A 16,929-nucleotide genomic window follows, 5' to 3' on the forward strand; every position below is an offset into this window, starting at 1 on the left:
GTCACGTAGCGTTCATTGCGAGCCTCAATGAACGTTACAGGGATATCTTCGACGGGCCGCTATTGGCCGATTTCTGCCTGTGGTCAAGGGCAGCAGACGACCCAAAGCTGACGATGGCGATAGGCAAAAAAGTGACCCGAAGTTGACTGTCGCGAACAACGCTCCGGCTAAGGTCATGGTCACAAGGGGGAGCATGCGAGTGGTGTGAGGCTACTTCATGACGGACAACCTAGGCAGGGAATGCCTTCTCGAGCAGCTTGCTTTCGGTGTCGCGGTCCAACTCCCCGGTTTCCGGTAATTCAGCTTGATTTTGGAACTGCTTCACCGCCGAGGTTGTGCAACGACCGCGTAAGCCATCGATTGGCCCAGGATCGATCCCAAGATAGAGCAATGCCGCTTGTGCGGTGCGCAAAGCTAAATCAGGGTGAACAACCTTGTACTTAGCGTAGGCAGCAGCCAGGCGCGTGTCATACTCGTTTTTATCGTGCTGAACGTTGTAGCCGCGTGTAAAAGCAGCCCAGTTCTTGCGCTGCAGCTCACCCGCCAGGTTATTTTCTTTGATAAAGTTTTCCACGGCCAGCAGTTGGGCGTCCTCATCCTTCACCATGGCGGCGACCATATCATTTACTGTGGCGAAGCCAACTGATTTGAAATTGAAACCCATGACTTGGCCGATACCCCATGATGTGCTTTGGAGTGCGGCGCCCGGCTCAAGCTCCATCGCTTTCTCTAGGCGTCGGTATCCACTTGGGCCTCCAATATAACCTCCTGGGTTTTGATTGCTGATATCTGAGTCTCCCGTATCGTGCTCCCCACCTGTAAGGCGGTGGAAAATATGACGCTCAAAAAATATCTTTGGTCGTCGATCCTGCAAAAAACCAAAACCCTGTGATTCAACACTCAGTATTGCCCATATTTCTGGTTCGAAAACGCTCAAAGCGTCGCAAATCCGCTCTATGCCTCCATCACTTAGCGGGCGGCCTTTACTTTTAAAGTTCATGATGAAGTCCTCTCTGTGTTAAAGCGTTATTAGCAAGCGCCATTTCAGCTTCTTCCGCCTGTGATGATTCAAAGCGGAAGTTACCGCCCCCCTGGCATGAGCGTTAAAATCATTGCCTTTTGGCACCCATCGAAAAGCTCAGAGCGTTCATAAGCCGAAAGTACTGCTTTCGTACTTCTGCTTTCTCTACGACATTTTCCGTCGAAAACTTCTGAGACCAAGCTGGATTCCACATGTATGCGCAATCGTTAGTTCGGTCTCCATAAGCTCCTTGAATGTGGGAGCGGATCTTGGCATCTTGGCCCGGGCTAGTGAACGTCTCGAACAAAGTATGAATATAAGATTGGTACGCCTCGTAAATTTCGTCATCAAACAGGTGGCGATAGATATTGAATATTCTGTCCAGTTCGCGTTTGGCCTTGATGACCTCTTCCGGTGAAACCTCCTTCCATTGACCTACCCAAGTGTAGAAGCACAGAAGCTGGTTGAGTAACGGTGCTATGGAATCGTAGATCGCTATTCTTTTCTCGGTCAGCTTTTGATTTGACCATTGAATAAATTCCAGGCGCTTTAGATGACGGCTTATAAACCATCCGAAGGCGGCAACGGACAAAGGCGTCAAGATCCCGACGATGAGTTTAACTATTTCCAGCGAACTCCATGGTTGCATTGGATACCCTGAGGAAAAAGTGTTAGACAAAACGAGTCCATTCAGAATAGGTCCTTGCAGCCTTAACCGCTTGGGTAATTGCACAGACTTGCCCACCCATTTGCATTCGACCTGACCAATCATTTGCATCGGATTTGACCATCACGCTGCGTGGCCATGACCGGCAGAGAACGACCCTGTATAGATAGTCCGTCTGCTTCCAGCCGCTGAGGAGACAATCTCGAAAATCGTTCGGTGGAACGCAGTTCGGCCTTCCGGACCGTCAGGAGAGGAGCTGATGCGCCTATCCAGAACTTCCGAGACTTACTCATGCAGACGGAATGTGAGCGCAAGGCGTTAAACGCTCACTTCGGCTCGAAGTGTCAAATACCCGTACCCGACCCACTGAAGAGACTCACCGTTCTGCGCTGCGAACACACGCTACCCTCCCTGGTCAGCCACCTCATGCTGTCATGGACAAAGATCGAACGGACCTCAAGGCCCTTGACCTCTGGATGAAGAGCCTGTCCGATTGCCACCGCCGCCTTCTCGCTGCGGGTCCACGGCAGAGTATCAAGCGCGTGCTGTACGCCCTAGTAAAGGGGATGGCTGTATCTGATGGACAACCGCTATCGGTGCGACGAGGTTTAGCGAGTGTATCCGTGGGTGGAGTCTTGACGAGCCGGCCGTTCAGGCCGGATCGAAGAAGCGCTCGTAGATTTGCCGCTGAACAGCCGACAGTGGCGTGGCCGAAGGTACCCACGCCCGCACGAGGGCCGTACTGCGCGGCCTGCGCCACGCGGCGAGACCGTCCGAAATGGACTCGATCTCACCAGGACGCACACCGAGATGGCGCGTCCACCGCTGCAGGCGCAGCCGCGCGGCTATGGCAGTGGGCTTGTCGGCGTCGTTAGAGTCGCCGGTCAGCGTGACCATCATTTCGCTATCGTGGGTGGCCGAACGGTTGCTGAAATTCATCGAGCCAACCATCGCCACTGCGTCGTCCGAGATTGAGAGTTTGGCATGTAGATAGCTACCGTCGCCGGACGGCGAGCGAGATAGGTTGAGCATCTCGAAGATCATCACCCGACCTGGAAAGGCCGCAATCAATGGCCGCCAGAAGTCGGAACGGCGCTGCGTCAGCCAGCGCAGGTCTCCGACAACCTCGATGGGCGACATCACGCCCACCACCGTGAAGGTGACGTTGCTGTTCAGGCGATCGCGAAGCACAGCGCCTAGCTCGTTGGTGCCGATGAGGTACTGGTCTTCGAAATAGATATATTTCGAAGATAGGCGGATTATGCGCAGTAAGGCATTGGCGCAGGAACGCACGCCACCTTTGAACGGGTAGCCATCGCCGTAGGTGTGAGTGACCTGCGCCGACACGTTGCCGACCGATATCTGCGGGTCTGCGTAGCCATCACCCCGCAGGGCCAAGTTCTTAGAATCATCATGCAACTTCCAGCGGTCGACGAAGGTCTTCAGCACGTCGGCGCACACTGGCCCAGTGATCCGGCATGACACGTCCTCCAGCGGCGCCCCGCGGTCTGTTGGCGGGTTCTTCGCCTTGCCGCCTTGGGCGAAGATGCGGTCGGCGTTGAAGTCGGTGCTGCCGACGTAAGCGACCAGACCGCGTCGCGACCTGACGACCAGGAACTTCTGGTGGTGGGATCCGAACAGCCGATGCTCGCCGTCAAGAATACCCAGCGAGTTGGCTGAACAACTGCGAATGTGCTTGATGGCCGCAGTGTTGATTGCCGCGAGCCAGGGGTCGCCGAAAATCGACACCGGTAAGCTGAGCATGCCTGCTGGCAACCCGGCCAAGTCGTGCTGCCGCTTATGGCGCCAGATCATGCCACACACCTGCGCGCCCATAATTGTCTGCGGAACCGGCTGCGAAGAGTTCGCGGCTGGATCGGGTCGCTCGCGGCAGATAAAGGTCATCACGCTACGCAGCAAGGGCGGCGACGGCGACGCGGCCGGGTCGCCCAGCGGAATGTCGACATCGCACCACCAGTTAACAAAGTACGCGAAGTCGTCCGCTCCGTCGGCCCCACTTAAGTCGGCCAGCACCGAGGAGAAGAGCTTGCGGTTGTCGGTGAAGAGTGTGACCTCGTTGCCGGGCTTGCTCTCCCAGACTCGGTCGCCATCGTTCGGCGGAAGAAAGAATTCGTCGTTCACGGTGCGGCTCCGATCCGGGTCGTAAAGGTCACATGTTCAAGTCGATGGGCTTGTACTCGACGGCGACGATCTGGTCAGTCGGCAACACGGTGATCCATTGGCTGAAGACCTGATTGGGTGGCAGGCCAGCGTTGAAGCCGTCTGCCAGCGGGTCGAAGCCGCTTTGGAACACCTTGTCGGCGGCCAGTGTATTCTGAATGTCGCCATTCTCGGCGGTGAGCTTTTCTGCAATGATCTGGAGCACCTCGCCCACAGTCTTGCCCGCGTACTGCGCGTCTTCGGCCGACGTACCCAGGTAGGGCGTATCCCAGCCGTCGTTCTCGTGGCCTTCGATCGATCGCAACCAGTTCAGCGCAGCCACCTCGCGACCGGGGCGGATGGGAACGACGGCCTTGGCCCACGGCGCGTTGAGAAAGGCATTGCGCAGGTTGTCGCCATCAAGCTGCATCAGCCACCCGAGCGATGCGCCGAGCTTGGCTGGCGCCGAGTCTTCGGTGATGTTGTAATTGGCGCTGCGCTTTTCGCCGCCCCATCGTGAGCTGTCGCCATCGGTCAGGCTGTAACGGTTTCCGTCGAGGTTGACGTTCAGGTCGAGCTGCCCCGTCCGGCGCTGCGGCATCCACCACTCGGGCGCAACGAAGTACAGCATCGCGTCGATGTCGAACAGCGAACGGACGATCTCGGAACGCACATGGCTCAGCCTCCGGTTTTCGGGCGTGTCGGGCAGCTTCCAGCTGTCGAGCATTAGCCGCTCGATGAGCTTGCGATAGACGATCGTGCGCTCCTCTTCGCGCAACGCAACTGTTGAGCGCTGGCGGACGTTGCTGGCGTCCTTGATTCGAGCACGAACGTTCTCAAGCACCGTCTTCTTGTACAGGCGCTGGACCTCGGCGTTGTACTTGCCCTGGTTGGCCGCGTTGATGGTGTCGACGCGGGTGATCTCGTCGCTTGTAGGCTGGTAGATGAGCTCAAGTTCGAGGTTAACCTGGTTCTCGCCACCGAAATTTACGAAGTTCATTACGATCTCGAAACTGCCGTCGGTCGTGGGCTGCGGCGGGAACTTGATCACCGCCTGTTTGTTGCCCTGCACGCCGACCGACCGCACTTCGCTTAACACATAGTTCGCCTGCGGCGGGTCGAACTTGAACGGAAACGGGCCGAAGATAGTCTGGCTATCGTCGTCTTCATCGTCGCCCTTGATGATGCTCAGGTGCTTTCCCTTGTACTGGGTGTTGGCCGTTTCGAGATAGGAGTAGGCGTAATTGGCGTGATTGTTCGAGTAGTTGAGGATCGGCGAAAACGGAATCGGCACTACGACCTTTTTCGAAATGGCTGCGGGACGCGGAATTAGGTCCGGTTCCTTAATGCTCGCCAAGTCTGGCGACTCGACCATGTGCACGAGGTCGGCCAGCCCCAACGTGCTGCCCGGGTCGTCGACGAAGATTTGCCAGCACAGGCGCACGCCGACATCCTGCATTTGCACGCCCACGCGCCGCATCTTGCGACGCAGCTCGTAATTGATGAGCTTGTTGCTCGGGTTCTGCAACACGTAACGGCGGCTGCGCGTGTCGGTGGTTTCGGTCGTCGTCTTGAAGACTGACTTGTAGCTGCGCTTGATCTCAGTCGACAGTTTCTCAGCCTGCTCGCGGCTTTGCTTGTGGGTCGTTTCGCGCCCCTCCTTGCGTGTCGACTCCAGCCCGAAGCTTGCAGACACCGTGCCTTGGTAGACGCCGAATTTCACGGTATTGGTATTCGACACGCCAAGTTTGGTGCTGCTGGTGTTTTCTTCCTTGACAGCGTCGCTGAGTTCGTCCTTTGACGTCTCGCTCAGCTCGCTGCGGGTCGTGGACTCTTGGGAGATCTCGTCGGTGCGCTCGAGCATCGTCTTTCGCGTGCTGACCTCGATCAGCTCGATTGTCGTGGCTGGCGCCAGCCAGACATGTTCGACCGGTTCGCCGATGAATGTCCCGAGGTCGAAGAAGTACTGTCTGAAGAGGTGCACGAATCCGACCGGTGCCAGTGCTCCCGTGCGATCCGCGGGGTCGATGTTAGCCAGCGGGTCGGTGGGCAGCAGGATGTCGCTCAGGGGCGGTGCTTCGTCGACCGAAAAGAGCTTGCGCAACTCGTCCGGATTGACACCAGCCTGGCCTTCGGCGAGGGCTAACAGAAGGGTCGCGATCTGTGATTCGTACTGCATCGTCACCAAGAAGTCGCGCCGCGACTGTTCTATCATCGCCTTGGTTGGCGATTGCCCAGCGGACTGCAACAACTGCTGATTGGCCAAGGCGCGCGCTGCGTCGTTAGCCTTGCGCAGATCGCCCTTATCCTTGTCCAAGAGGTTGTTGATTTCAATCAGTTGGCCCCATTCCGGACCGGCGGGGAGCTTGCCAGCGTGCGCGTCGACGAAAGCTTGGACCTTGGCCAGCACGATGAGGACCAACTGGCTGCCCAGGTCCTTTGTGAGCCGCACCTTAAAGGGTGACTTACCCGCGCCGGGCTCCAGCGGGTCGGCTATGAACTCCAGTGTGGGGGAGTTGTTGACGCTCGTCGGTCCGGGTGTGATACGACCGTCGAGGATGCGCTTTACGCGCGGATCGACCAAGATCCCGCCGCGCTCGATCCACTTCTTGCTGAGCTTCGATTGCCAGCCCAGTAGCGGCTGGTACACACCGTAGTGCTCGCTGGCATAAGGTGGAATTCCGCCGTAAGTGGCAAGATCCTTGGTTAAGTCGAACATGGCTGTGTCCAGAGAGCTACCAGTTGGGTCTCAATCGAAGGGTGGGGCTGAAGGTACGATCACTTGCGTAGATACAAGAAAAATCTGGCCACAAGTAAAATCGCATCGCAATCCTGCATAGCAATCCCGAGGCACTACTGTTGACCGACTGTTACCGGCCCTCGATCGCGTTTTTACGTGGCCGTGTCGTTTCACAATTCTCTATGTAACGTCGAAGGCCAGCGCGACCCTAGTGTGCTATGCGCATGGGGTTGAGCCGACCAAGCGATCTTAGATCTACTTCCAGCAACTTAATGGATACTGCTGACCGTTCCAAGTCGTCCATCCCGTAGTTTTATTACCTATAGGTTTGGGTAAATACCATCGATTACCATCAGCGTGATTGAAGTACATTCCTCCTTTATTGCCAAGGCGAGGATTGGTCAGTGCCACCCACTTCGAACCATTGTCGGAAAAACTGCCCTTCCAGCGGACGCCGGAGGTACTGGTCGCTGTGCCATCACCGTTGTCTGTCGTTTGGCTAGCCTCGACCACGGTCCACTTCATTTGAGCCGCCCGCCCATCGATAGTGCAGGACCAAGAGCCACCCCACCAGCCCGACGCCATGCCTGCGTATGCCGGGCCGGCAACGACGAGACAAAATAACGTCAGGTTGCAGGAAGCTGTAAGTAGCGAATGATACTTTGCGGTCATAAGCGCATACTCCTTGCGAAAAGATATGGACTGAATAACAGCAAAAAGTGAGCTTGGACGTTTGTTTGTTTCGGTCTCCAATGCTGGGGCATCATTACTTTGGCCAAGGACCAGATGTCGTCCTGCAATGATAGACAGTACGACGGCAGTCGTCAGAGCAATTGGAAGCCAAGGCGGCGCCAGTAATCGCAATTAATCAGACTGTAGTTTCAAGGGCTAGGAAATCGCTGAAAAAATGATTCGCGTTATGCTCCTGCAATTCGTTCTCATCGCAATCGATTCGACCGAAACCCATTGGTATTAGGACAGGACCGGCCCAGCGTCGTCCAGCTTACCCCAGACTTCTTAGTTGAAAATTGCACAGATTCCACCCACGGTGTTGTCGCAGCTTTAGATTGTAAGCGGTATCTCGTGAGTGGCTGTTTCTGGCCGATTCTGTTGAAAACAGTCGGTTTTCTGAAACGGCCAGAAGATTGACCGGTGAAAGCACCTTTTTAGCACGCTGATACGTGAAATCTGAGTCCGCTAACCTTTGCCGAAAGTGAAGATTTCAATCTCAGAAGCATTCTTTTCTGCTGCGGAAACCATGGCCGACTTTTTCAACAGAATCGGCCACTCTCTGCCAATCATGGTTACAAAGCGTGCTGGTCAAATCCGATGCAATCGGAGGTCAGAACGAATGCAAATGACTGGTCAGGTCGAATGCAAACGGGCGGTCAAGTGGAGTGCAATTTCGCACGCTAATGGAAATCGCTGGGGTACTTTTCGAACCACCCGAATTAGCTTGCGAAATCAGAATGGCGCGGATTGTCGCCAATTTACGGACTTTCATCCAATGGCTGCATTTGGCCGTTTTTTGCCCGTCGCGAAGGACAGAAAACGACTCAGAGTTGTCTGTCAGGCTGAATCCTCTCCTATGCATTCGCGACTAGAGTTTCACTGCCGACTATTCTAAAACCAGATTCTAAAATCAGGTCCTGTTTCAACGGTGCAACGTCAGGACACGAGCGCTATTTCAGCCTCTGGGAAACCGGTATGACAAGTCCGCAAGATAAAACCGAACCTGAGGAGGATTTAGCTCAGATGGTTATAGGGCTAGGGCCCTGCACCTATCTATTGCTGCTCTTACTAGGGTTGATCCTTGTGTTTCCCTTCCTTGAGGAGGGCACGTTTGCTCGCACGTTGCTCGGCATTCTGTTTTCCATCGTGCTGCTCGTGGGTGCTTTCGCCACCAGGCAGACTCGGCAAGGGTTCATCCTCAAACTGGGCCTGGCATTGCTTGGGGTTGGCCTTCAATGGGCTGCTTTGTGGGCTGAGAGCATCGCCATTCTTAACCTCGCCGGAATATCTTATGCGGCGTCTCTTGCCGTCTCGTTTAGCGCAGTGCTTAGCTATATTCTCAAGCGCGGGCCAATTACAGCCGACAAACTGCATGGCGCGCTTGCGGGGTACATCATGCTGGCCTTCGTTTGGTCCTTCGTTTATGCCCTGGTCGAGATATCCAGCGCTGGCTCATTCGGCCCTGGTCACCTCGATTTCGTACAGCCCGGCACTTTCTTCAAGCTGATTTATTTTAGCCTCACGACGCTCACAACCACCGGTTACGGTGATGTTATCCCGTTGACTAACCACGCCCGCTCACTTGTGATGGTCGAAGAGTTTTCAGGCGTCTTTTACGTTGGTGTTGTGATTGCGCGGCTTGCCGGTCTTTATCCATCGAATCAGATGAAGTGACTCTCGATTTGCCTGAGCCACCTCCGACCGAATGCAAATGGCCGGTTTCAGTCCATCACCACCGGCTGCAAACAAACCCTGGTGGGTAAAAAAGAACGTTTTTACAGCTCCAGTGAGGGGCCGATATCAGCCTTGAGAGCCGCTCTCAGAGGAAATGATGACGTCTTGACCGGACTCAGCCGCAAGCTTCAATCGGTCCGCTTTACTGATGTATTTAGAGGTGTTTCGTGGTGCCAGTTTGGCGCTGGCCTTTTTGGCGTGGGCCTTCAATAACTGCTTTATTTTTTTCTGGCGGTTCATCTTTTTCAACTCGGCTCGTAAATGTTTGAATGATATCAGCTTAAGGTATTGGGCCAGACTCCCGTGGCGCGCACCGAGTGCATAACGTTACACACCTTGCGATATGGACTGGCCGCGTCGGCAACTCAAGCGCACGAGGTAAAACAACGCAACGGATCGGCTTCATCACTCCTCTTCTCGAAGTGCATTAATCCGCCCTGATTTTTCTGCAGCGATAAGCGCGGCATGATCTTTCGCATTCTGATTGGCATAGGCGATGGCAAATTTGCCGATGACCTGGTCGAAGGAGTCCGTCTTGCCCAAGTAACCACTGATCAGTGCCGCATCCCCGGATTTGGCGTGGGCACGCGCCAGGGTATGACCGCACCACTCGGCATACATTTTCATCCGTGCGGCGGACATGCCTTCAATGGGCGCTGACATTTTCATGTCTCGTAACTGGCGTACAAAAAAATGCCGGTCGTTTTTACCGCGTGTCCAGCCCAGAAAAATGTCGCTGGAAGACTGCATCAACCGTTGCCCCGTGACCACGCGTTGCCCTTGGTTCTCGTACTCGCTCTTGCCGGCATAGGGCGCCAGTACCGAGGGGCAGGCTTCCTTGAATTGCAGGAGCAAAGGGTGGTTTTCCGCGGAAAAGAACAGGCCGACGAAACAATAGGTGCCGACGCTGCCGATCCCGACCGCTTTGACTGCAATGTCCTCGAGGCGGTAACGATCAAAAAGCACGCGTCGTTCATGGGGCAGTGACAAGCGATAATCCAGCAGTGCCAAACGGACGCGCTGGTTGAAGCCTTTTTCATACACATGGAACAGTAAGGGCGGTTGATCGATCAGCCGTCGACGCCCACCCACTTCGCTGCTGATTTTTGGAAAAAGGTAATCACCAAGACGCGTCTTGGCCTTGGCGACCACCTGCTCGCGAGTTTTCTTTATTTCAGCATTGGGCGCCATATCGATGATCGCTTGGGCATCCAGGCAGTCATACCAGACCTCCAGCGGGCCCATTTTCGAAAATTTGCGCAGGCCTTCGCGGTAGGCACAAACGCATTTGGCAGCAATGGCCCGAGCGTCTTTGTCGCTGAGTCGGTTATCGCGTGCGGCCACGGTAAAACTGATCGCCAGGCGTTTCACATCCCACTCCCAGGGGCCGGGGAGTGTTTCGTCGAAATCGTTGATGTCAAAAATCAGATTGCGTTCAGGTGTCGCGAACAACCCGAAGTTCATCAGGTGGCAATCCCCGCAGGCCTGCACCTCAATGCCAGTGGTCGGGATCGTGGCCAGGTCATGGGCCATCAAACCTGCAGAACCGCGCAAAAAGGTGAAGGGACTGCGCAACATGCGCCCGTAGCGCAGTGGCACCAGGTTGGGCAGTCGATAGCGGTTGGACTCTTCGAGAAGCTCTATGGGGTCGCGGTGTTTGCTCGGTGGTTTCCAGACGGAGTGAACCGCATGTGGCAGACGCTCGCGTAATTGCTCACCCGCGTACAGACGCTCCTTGCGCGAGAGAAAGATTGACTCGTCACCGGTGTTTTCCGATGGCCTTGCCAGGCTGCTGGCAGGCCTGCTTTTGCGGGGGGGCATGTCCACTCCTTTGCTCAACGAAGTCAAACTTGCGCGGGCACAGGATCTGGTAATGCGACTGTTCCATCAGCCCACAGAGCGCGCGTGCACCGGTGTCCAGGAAAGCGCTAAAAGGCTATTTGTTTGAAGCGTAGCAGCTGGTAAAACCGGCGCCTGTAGAAATGAGGTGGTTGTTACAGCGGGTACTTCTGACAGTTATTCCTGCGCTCACCGACCAGCGGAAACCCGCTTCCTTGTAGGGCCGCCTACGTCGTCTATCGTTAAATTCCACCCTGTGAGGAGTGTTTCGGTTTGCACGCTACAACAGCTCCCGTCCGCCCTGTGCGATGAGTGATTGGGGCACAACGGGATCGATGACTCTGGAAGGAGGAACATCATGATTCGCAAACGTTATTTGCCTGTGTTGGTCACGCTGGCCATTGCTGCGGGCAGTTGCTGGGCACCGACGCTGGCCTACGCGACCGACCAGGCTGACCAGCGCCGGGATTCGCGCGACACCAAGCAGGAAGGGCGCGACACTGCCCGGGAAACCAAGCAAGCCTGCAAGTCTGGCGATGAAAAGAGTCGTCCTGATTGCCGCCAGGACAAGCGCGACACCAAGCAGGACACGCGCGACACTGCGCGTGACATCAAATATTAATAATCTGGATCATGCCCCCGAGCATCGCTGGGGGGCTGAGAAGGTTGATCCTGCCGGCCATTGAATGCCGACCAGGTCTGTAGCTACCGCGATCACTGGGCGCTGGCGTTGACTTCGTGCTCGTCTGCAAAGGCCATGAGCACTTCCAGATCGAGCACATCCAGCTTGATTCGGGAGATAAACGCCGAGAAGGCCAGGTTGGCGGCGAGCAGGCGCAGGTCGCTGGCCCAGGCCGGAAGATGGGTGGGGCCCTGAAGCCAGCCGGATTCGAACAGTGGCGCCAGACGCACGGTGTCACCCAGAGTGAGGCGCCCCGCAAACAAGTGGCTCACCAGTTCCGGACGGTTGTCGCGGATGGCAATGCGCAACAGCGTGTGGACCCCGATCAATCCGGTCAAGTAAGCGGCATCCTTGGTAAACGCCGAGCCGCCCTGCAGGTTGGCGCCCCGGAAAATCCGTTGGGTGGAACGGAAAGACTCCTCTTGGGATTGCCCGGCCGCCAGAAAACCTTCGAATACCTGGATAAAATCGGCGCCATCCAGCGCTTGCTGAACTGCGAGCACGCGCAGGGCGAGGCGACGCAAGCGGTTGATGTCCATGCTGCCGGTGAACAGTTCGGCCAGCGTGGCGATGCCCTCTTGAGTCTGGGTTGTACGTGGTGCTCCCAGGCCCAGGCTTCGAAGGTTGGGTTGGAGCGCGCCGTTTTGGGCCGTGGCGACATGCACGAAGGCCTCATGCTGCAAAAGCTGATGCTTGTCCAATTCGCTAAACAGAGCACTGGTACGCAGGCGGATGCGGCTTGAGCCGGCGATGGCCTTGGCGGCCAGACTCGAATCGAGCACCACCGTGATCCGGCCCGGGCCGAAAAACCGGTCCAGTTCCGGCTGCATCCAGGCGGCGAAAGCCTCGGCCGGGATGTCGGCCTGGCTCGCTGGAATTCGGGCATTGCCCAGCAGGGCGTCAGTGGTCTTGAGGAAAAAGCGGGCCGCGTCGAGCATGCTCAGGTTCAGGCGTGGGTAGTAGAAATCCGGCCGCCGGTACAGCGCTGATGAATACTGAGTAAACGCGGGAGTGCCTATGGCGCCCAACAGGCGGCCGGCCGTGGCATAGCTTTGCGCGGTCATGGCCAGGTGATTCCCGGCCGGATGCCCCAGGTCGCAACGGCTGACAAAATCTTCCAGGGCCGCAATGTCGGAGCTGTGGTCGCGCGGGTGCAATTCGACGGTGGGCAGTTTTGCCCGTCCGCCGCGCCAATGCGCCAGGAAGCTTTCCTCGACGCCATCCGGCCAGGACAGCGCATCCAGCACGCGGATCTTGCGCGCCAGGCAGGGCAGGGCTGCATCGAGTTCGGACAGGGGCGCGGCGCTCATGGACGTCTCCTTGAGAGGCGAGGTTCAGTCGCTAAAGCTTAGTCGTTGTCGTCCCGGAATCATTTATTGTGGTCACTGCGTTTCTCGGCCACCAACAGCAACGATTGAGGCACAGGACTTTGCGGGTGCTGCGGCTCTTGCAGCGCGGCGAGGCAAAAACCGGCCATGTCCAATGCATTGAACCAACTGGACAAGGTCCGCAAATACCACGGCATGGGTTGCCATTGCCCGTTGAACCCGGCAAAGGTTTCTTCGCGCCAGCCATCCTGATAGTCGCCCGCCGCGACGCTCCATGGATGCAACGTCTGGATCACCAGCGCGCCGCCGGGGGCGAGCAGTGCGTTCATGGCGGCAAGCAGCGCAATGATGTCCTGATGCAGCAGGGCGAAGTTGGCGCAGATCAGATCGTAGTCGCGGCCGACGTCCACCTTCGCCTCCACCAGATCTGCATAGCTCGCCAAATACACTGGCGAAGCGCTCGCCGCCCGCGCGGCCTCCACCAGCGTCGCATCGCCATCCACGCCGACCCCGGTGATGCCTCGTTCAGTCAGCGCCCGCAACAACCAGCCCTCGCCACAGCCCAGGTCGAGCACGCGTTCGGGCTGGCGGCCCAGAACCGCCAGCACCATGGCCTGGTCGGTGACCTGAACGCGGCTTGCGAGGGTGCCACTGCGAATGGCTTCGATCCAGGCGCGGGCGTTGTGGTGCCAACTCTGGAGGAGGGTGGATTCGGGATCGGGCATTTCATTGTTCGCATCGATGGGTTTGATGCAAGGATAGGACACATGCCGGTGGCGCGGGAGCCAGGGCCGGTTAAATGACGCTGCAGCAACCATAAACGAGTGCCAGCACCGCAGCGATGGCAAAGGCTCCCACTGCTTTTTCAATGGCATGGTGCGCGGGCTCGGACTCGGTCGATTGTTGCCAGAAGGGCTCTGAATACGCCGACTGTTGGGAGCGGCGTTGGGCGATGACCTTGTAGGCGTATCGCGAACTGATCAGCAGAAACAGAGCGATCAGGCTCAAGACAATCCGGCGAGTGACAACCGGTTTGAGGTCTGACTGGTATTCGTGAAGGCAGGCAGCGCTCTCGACTTCCACAACGCTGATTCGCCCTAAGGCCATTGGGGACTGCTGGGCGCCAGTGTGGATGATCGGCTGTTGTTCCATGTCCAGCGCCTGATACTTCCAGAGTGTTAACGAGCCTTCCCGGCAGTAGGTGAACGTCATGGGAGTCGCCGCCGCAATAATGCAAGCGTCGTTGATGTTCAGTTTTTTCAGCGTTTGGTCAGCTGACCTTGTGAAATCGAGATCGATGACAGGAATGACCCCGTTGGCAGAAACCATGGCCGAAAAGAGCACGCTGAACGCAAGGCACACTGTTGAAGCCTTCAAGGTTAGCTTTCCTTGTTTTTCATCAACATAGGGGATGGCGTATGGAGCGGGGCTCCGCCTGATTCGATGAGTCTAGAAGACGGTTGGCCGCTGAATGAGTGATAGCAATTAAAGCGTCTAAAATGGCGTAAATGGCCTCAATAGGGGGGTGGCGGTCGGGCGACTCAATTGCTCATTCCATCTTCGATCGCGATCCCTTGCTCGCGCATTTCCTTGATCAACTCTGCCCGTGTACCCGGCAGGTTCAGCATGGCTTTGTGGCGTAACTCCGCAACTTCCTCCGCGCTGTAAGGCTGGTAGTTTGCTGGCGTGCTTTTGCCCGCCAGGCCATCTTCGCGCATCAACCAGTTGAGCAGATCGGCCAACTGCGCATTGTTCAGCGCCGATTGCGACATGCCCGGCACACGCACCAGAAACTCTCGGCCCCCCGGCACCTTCAGAAAGTTGCCGACAAATCCTGTGAGCCGAGGCGTGTCATTGGCGGCCGAGCCCATGCCGTTGCCCAAGTGGCAGCCAGCGCATTGCAGTTGGTAGTTCACGCCAACGCCGTAGCCGGCCTCGGCGATGGGTTTTTGCGGTGCTTCGTTGCCCGGCGCATGTCGCTGCGCCGGGTCGGGAATGGCACGGGCATAGGCGAGCGGGGCGCTCATGACACAGACCAGACCGAGAAAGAGCAACTTACGCATGACAAGCACCTCTACGGTAAAACACACGTTTATGTAGCAGCTGGCGAAGCCTGCGTCGGCCGGTCCGCGCTCGGGCGCAGCAGTCGTAAAATCAGCGCACGCGGTTTTTCAGGAAGACCTTGTTCACAGGGTTTACGACTGCTTTGCCCGAGCGCGGACCGGCCGACGCAGGCTTTGCCAGCTGCTACAGGGATTGCGTTGGGCAAAAAAAAGCCGTCGATTGCGTGAGCAACCGACGGCAATGCGCGTTAAACGGCGACGCCACGGATGACCGAAACGGTGCAGTGGTAGATGTGCGATTTGGCGGCCAGGCACCAGTTCACATCGTTGTTGTTGAACGGGCGATAAGCCGGTTCTTCACTGTCGTTACGGGTGCAGGCGCACTGGGCGCAGCTTTGCTTACCGCAGCAGTCGTTGTACGAAATGATGTAGTCCTTGCCGTCCGCCGGGTTGCGGCAGGTGCCGATCCAGGTCACTTGCGAGGCTTCGGTGCCCGGCGGGCAGGACGTTACCGATCCGCCGCAGCAGCTGCACAGAAAGCCGTCGATGGAGCAGTAACGCCAGTAGTCGCAGCTGTTCGGATCGCCCGGGTCACCGGCTTTCGGGTTATCGGCGGCCAGGGCTTTGCTGGTGCGGTCCAGCGGCAACAGCAGCGGCAATGCGGCACCGGCGACCATCAAGGAACCCATGCGCGACAACAATTTGCGGCGTGAGGTGGTGTCGGCCACTCGACGTGTCGAGCGCTCGAACAGCAGGTCTAGCAGTTTCATAAAAATCTCCCTGCCTTAATCAGTGGCTATGGCCGTGGCTGTGGTCGTGTGGGTGCGGCTGGCTGTTGAGGTATTCCTGCAGCGTGGACTTTTTCAGGTGCTCGACTTCGAACAGGCTGTCCAGGTGCTCGCGGGAATTGACCAGGCCTTTGGCGCGCAGGGTGCCGGACTTATCGATCAGGGCGGCGTAAGGGAGCTTGCCGATCTGATAGGTCATGCCGACTTCCGGCCCGACCACGTAGGTGGCGTCTTCCAGTTTGTGTTCGCGGATCAGCTTTTGTTGGGCGTCCATGTCGCCGTCACTGATAAACACCACGTCCAGGCGATCAGCCTGCTCCTTGGCAATGGACTTGATCGCCGGCAACAGCGATTTGCAGATCGGGCAGGTCGGCGAGAGGAAGAACAGCAGCTGATTCTTTTCGCCGGCATAACCGAAGTTCACCGGGCGACCGTTACGGTCGGACGCGGTGACTTGCGGCGCGGCTTCGTTGACCGCCACGCCTTTGTCCATCATCAGCGCCCCGGCCGGAGCCAGGCGGCCGTGCAGGACACCAATCTGACGCACCAGGCCCATGACGGCAAACGCCACGGCCGCGAGCAGAATCCAGAGCAAAACGTTGGAAACAATTAAGCCTTCCATTGATCACCTACCAATCAGTTTGAGCAGAAGAGGGGAGTTCGCCAGCAAGCCATCGGCTGCGGCGTACAGGAGCAGCGCAACGGCGCTGGCGGCAACGGTGACGAAGCCATCAAAAAAACCAAGGTCGCGAGCCATCGGCAGGGTGCTGGCCAACAGCGCCAACCCCACCAGCACGCTGTTGCGCAGCAGCAGGACCGGGCGCAGCGGTTGCGCCTGGTCCGGACCGGCACAGCCGCAGTCGATGTCGCGGCGACCGCGCCACAGGTTGATGCCAATGGCGGCGGCGTACAGCGCAATCAGGCTGGCTGCCGTCAACGCTGCCCAATGCCGGCTGACCGGCACCAGCAGCGCAAACGCGATCGCCAGTTCTACCACCGGGATCACACGGGCAACGGGACGCACCAGCGCGTCGGGCAGCAGTTGGTAGTCCGCCAACTGTTTGGCAAAGCGTGCCGGAGCGCGCACCTTGTGCGTCGCGGCACTGGCCAGCAACACCGCAATGGTGAGGGCGCAGGCAATGATGAAGATCGGATCTAAAAGCATGGCCGAACCT

Annotated in this window: 16 protein-coding genes; 2 read left to right on the top strand and 14 right to left on the bottom strand. The window is 57.4% G+C overall.

Features of this window, described 5'->3' with window-relative positions; translation table 11 throughout:
• Positions 1 to 229: 229 nt before the first annotated feature.
• The 5 genes from BMS17_RS21695 to BMS17_RS21715 all read right to left on the bottom strand — a co-directional run bounded on the left by BMS17_RS21695 (position 230) and on the right by BMS17_RS21715 (position 7,260).
• Positions 230 to 1,000 (bottom strand): N-acetylmuramidase domain-containing protein, encoded by a 771-nt coding sequence (locus BMS17_RS21695; RefSeq protein WP_077431720.1) that lies wholly within the window; start codon positions 998 to 1,000, stop codon positions 230 to 232.
• A gap of 109 nt (positions 1,001 to 1,109) precedes the next feature.
• On the bottom strand, positions 1,110 to 1,799 hold the full coding sequence (locus BMS17_RS21700; protein WP_218191593.1) for a hypothetical protein: 690 nt from the start codon (positions 1,797 to 1,799) through the stop codon (positions 1,110 to 1,112).
• Between the two features lie 540 nt (positions 1,800 to 2,339).
• Positions 2,340 to 3,830 carry a phospholipase D-like domain-containing protein gene (locus BMS17_RS21705; RefSeq protein WP_077431721.1) on the bottom strand — a complete coding sequence of 497 codons (1,491 nt, stop codon included), beginning with the start codon at positions 3,828 to 3,830 and terminating at the stop codon, positions 2,340 to 2,342.
• 28 nt (positions 3,831 to 3,858) lie between these two features.
• Positions 3,859 to 6,567: a hypothetical protein gene (locus BMS17_RS21710; protein WP_077431722.1), complete on the bottom strand. Its 2,709-nt coding sequence runs from the start codon at positions 6,565 to 6,567 to the stop codon at positions 3,859 to 3,861.
• 276 nt (positions 6,568 to 6,843) lie between these two features.
• The gene (locus BMS17_RS21715; protein WP_077431723.1) at positions 6,844 to 7,260 is read right to left on the bottom strand and encodes a DUF6006 family protein; all 417 of its coding nucleotides are present in this window, start codon (positions 7,258 to 7,260) and stop codon (positions 6,844 to 6,846) included.
• Positions 7,261 to 8,295: 1,035 nt separating this feature from the next.
• On the opposite strand from BMS17_RS21715, the gene BMS17_RS21720 reads away from it, so the two are divergent.
• A complete protein-coding gene (locus tag BMS17_RS21720; RefSeq protein WP_077431724.1) occupies positions 8,296 to 8,994 on the top strand; it encodes an ion channel in 699 nt (232 codons plus the stop codon).
• Positions 8,995 to 9,120: 126 nt separating this feature from the next.
• Here the strand turns inward: BMS17_RS21720 and BMS17_RS21725 are convergent, their stop codons facing one another.
• Together BMS17_RS21725 and BMS17_RS21730 are read right to left on the bottom strand one after the other, a co-directional pair.
• Positions 9,121 to 9,294 (bottom strand): DUF2986 domain-containing protein, encoded by a 174-nt coding sequence (locus BMS17_RS21725; protein ID WP_077431725.1) that lies wholly within the window; start codon positions 9,292 to 9,294, stop codon positions 9,121 to 9,123.
• A gap of 165 nt (positions 9,295 to 9,459) precedes the next feature.
• Entirely contained in the window at positions 9,460 to 10,875 is a 1,416-nt protein-coding gene (locus tag BMS17_RS21730) for a DUF2252 domain-containing protein (RefSeq protein ID WP_218191594.1), read from the bottom strand.
• 376 nt (positions 10,876 to 11,251) lie between these two features.
• Here BMS17_RS21730 and BMS17_RS21735 point away from each other — a divergent pair, with 376 nt between their 5' ends.
• Positions 11,252 to 11,515: a hypothetical protein gene (locus BMS17_RS21735; protein WP_046032694.1), complete on the top strand. Its 264-nt coding sequence runs from the start codon at positions 11,252 to 11,254 to the stop codon at positions 11,513 to 11,515.
• 92 nt (positions 11,516 to 11,607) lie between these two features.
• Here the strand turns inward: BMS17_RS21735 and BMS17_RS21740 are convergent, their stop codons facing one another.
• From BMS17_RS21740 to BMS17_RS21775, 7 genes are all read right to left on the bottom strand, one after another.
• On the bottom strand, positions 11,608 to 12,885 hold the full coding sequence (locus BMS17_RS21740; protein ID WP_046032695.1) for a flavohemoglobin expression-modulating QEGLA motif protein: 1,278 nt from the start codon (positions 12,883 to 12,885) through the stop codon (positions 11,608 to 11,610).
• A gap of 59 nt (positions 12,886 to 12,944) precedes the next feature.
• Positions 12,945 to 13,628, bottom strand: coding sequence for a bifunctional 2-polyprenyl-6-hydroxyphenol methylase/3-demethylubiquinol 3-O-methyltransferase UbiG (locus BMS17_RS21745; protein ID WP_077431726.1), 684 nt, complete (start codon positions 13,626 to 13,628; stop codon positions 12,945 to 12,947).
• Positions 13,629 to 13,698: 70 nt separating this feature from the next.
• Positions 13,699 to 14,280, bottom strand: a complete 582-nt coding sequence (locus tag BMS17_RS21750; RefSeq protein WP_046032697.1) for a hypothetical protein — start codon at positions 14,278 to 14,280, stop codon at positions 13,699 to 13,701.
• A gap of 164 nt (positions 14,281 to 14,444) precedes the next feature.
• Positions 14,445 to 14,966, bottom strand: a complete 522-nt coding sequence (locus BMS17_RS21760; RefSeq protein WP_077431729.1) for a cytochrome C — start codon at positions 14,964 to 14,966, stop codon at positions 14,445 to 14,447.
• A 248-nt stretch (positions 14,967 to 15,214) separates the two neighbouring features.
• Positions 15,215 to 15,736 carry a methylamine dehydrogenase light chain gene (locus BMS17_RS21765; RefSeq protein ID WP_046032699.1) on the bottom strand — a complete coding sequence of 174 codons (522 nt, stop codon included), beginning with the start codon at positions 15,734 to 15,736 and terminating at the stop codon, positions 15,215 to 15,217.
• A gap of 19 nt (positions 15,737 to 15,755) precedes the next feature.
• The gene (mauD, locus tag BMS17_RS21770; protein WP_046032700.1) at positions 15,756 to 16,376 is read right to left on the bottom strand and encodes a methylamine dehydrogenase accessory protein MauD; all 621 of its coding nucleotides are present in this window, start codon (positions 16,374 to 16,376) and stop codon (positions 15,756 to 15,758) included.
• Between the two features lie 3 nt (positions 16,377 to 16,379).
• Positions 16,380 to 16,919 (bottom strand): MauE/DoxX family redox-associated membrane protein, encoded by a 540-nt coding sequence (locus tag BMS17_RS21775; protein WP_077431730.1) that lies wholly within the window; start codon positions 16,917 to 16,919, stop codon positions 16,380 to 16,382.
• Between the last annotated feature and the right edge of the window lie 10 nt (positions 16,920 to 16,929).

This window comes from Pseudomonas sp. C9 (genome assembly GCF_002000165.1).
GTDB lineage: Bacteria > Pseudomonadota > Gammaproteobacteria > Pseudomonadales > Pseudomonadaceae > Aquipseudomonas.

Coding starts and splice junctions, on each gene's coding strand:
- BMS17_RS21695 (WP_077431720.1), bottom strand. CDS start 1,000: ATGAACTTTAAAAGTAAAGGCCGCCCGCTAAGTGATGGAGGCATAGAG.
- BMS17_RS21700 (WP_218191593.1), bottom strand. CDS start 1,799: ATGCAAATGATTGGTCAGGTCGAATGCAAATGGGTGGGCAAGTCTGTG.
- BMS17_RS21710 (WP_077431722.1), bottom strand. CDS start 6,567: ATGTTCGACTTAACCAAGGATCTTGCCACTTACGGCGGAATTCCACCT.
- BMS17_RS21715 (WP_077431723.1), bottom strand. CDS start 7,260: ATGACCGCAAAGTATCATTCGCTACTTACAGCTTCCTGCAACCTGACG.
- BMS17_RS21720 (WP_077431724.1), top strand. CDS start 8,296: ATGACAAGTCCGCAAGATAAAACCGAACCTGAGGAGGATTTAGCTCAG.
- BMS17_RS21725 (WP_077431725.1), bottom strand. CDS start 9,294: ATGAACCGCCAGAAAAAAATAAAGCAGTTATTGAAGGCCCACGCCAAA.
- BMS17_RS21730 (WP_218191594.1), bottom strand. CDS start 10,875: ATGCCCCCCCGCAAAAGCAGGCCTGCCAGCAGCCTGGCAAGGCCATCG.
- BMS17_RS21735 (WP_046032694.1), top strand. CDS start 11,252: ATGATTCGCAAACGTTATTTGCCTGTGTTGGTCACGCTGGCCATTGCT.
- BMS17_RS21740 (WP_046032695.1), bottom strand. CDS start 12,885: ATGAGCGCCGCGCCCCTGTCCGAACTCGATGCAGCCCTGCCCTGCCTG.
- BMS17_RS21745 (WP_077431726.1), bottom strand. CDS start 13,628: ATGCCCGATCCCGAATCCACCCTCCTCCAGAGTTGGCACCACAACGCC.
- BMS17_RS21760 (WP_077431729.1), bottom strand. CDS start 14,966: ATGCGTAAGTTGCTCTTTCTCGGTCTGGTCTGTGTCATGAGCGCCCCG.
- BMS17_RS21765 (WP_046032699.1), bottom strand. CDS start 15,736: ATGAAACTGCTAGACCTGCTGTTCGAGCGCTCGACACGTCGAGTGGCC.
- mauD (WP_046032700.1), bottom strand. CDS start 16,376: ATGGAAGGCTTAATTGTTTCCAACGTTTTGCTCTGGATTCTGCTCGCG.
- BMS17_RS21775 (WP_077431730.1), bottom strand. CDS start 16,919: ATGCTTTTAGATCCGATCTTCATCATTGCCTGCGCCCTCACCATTGCG.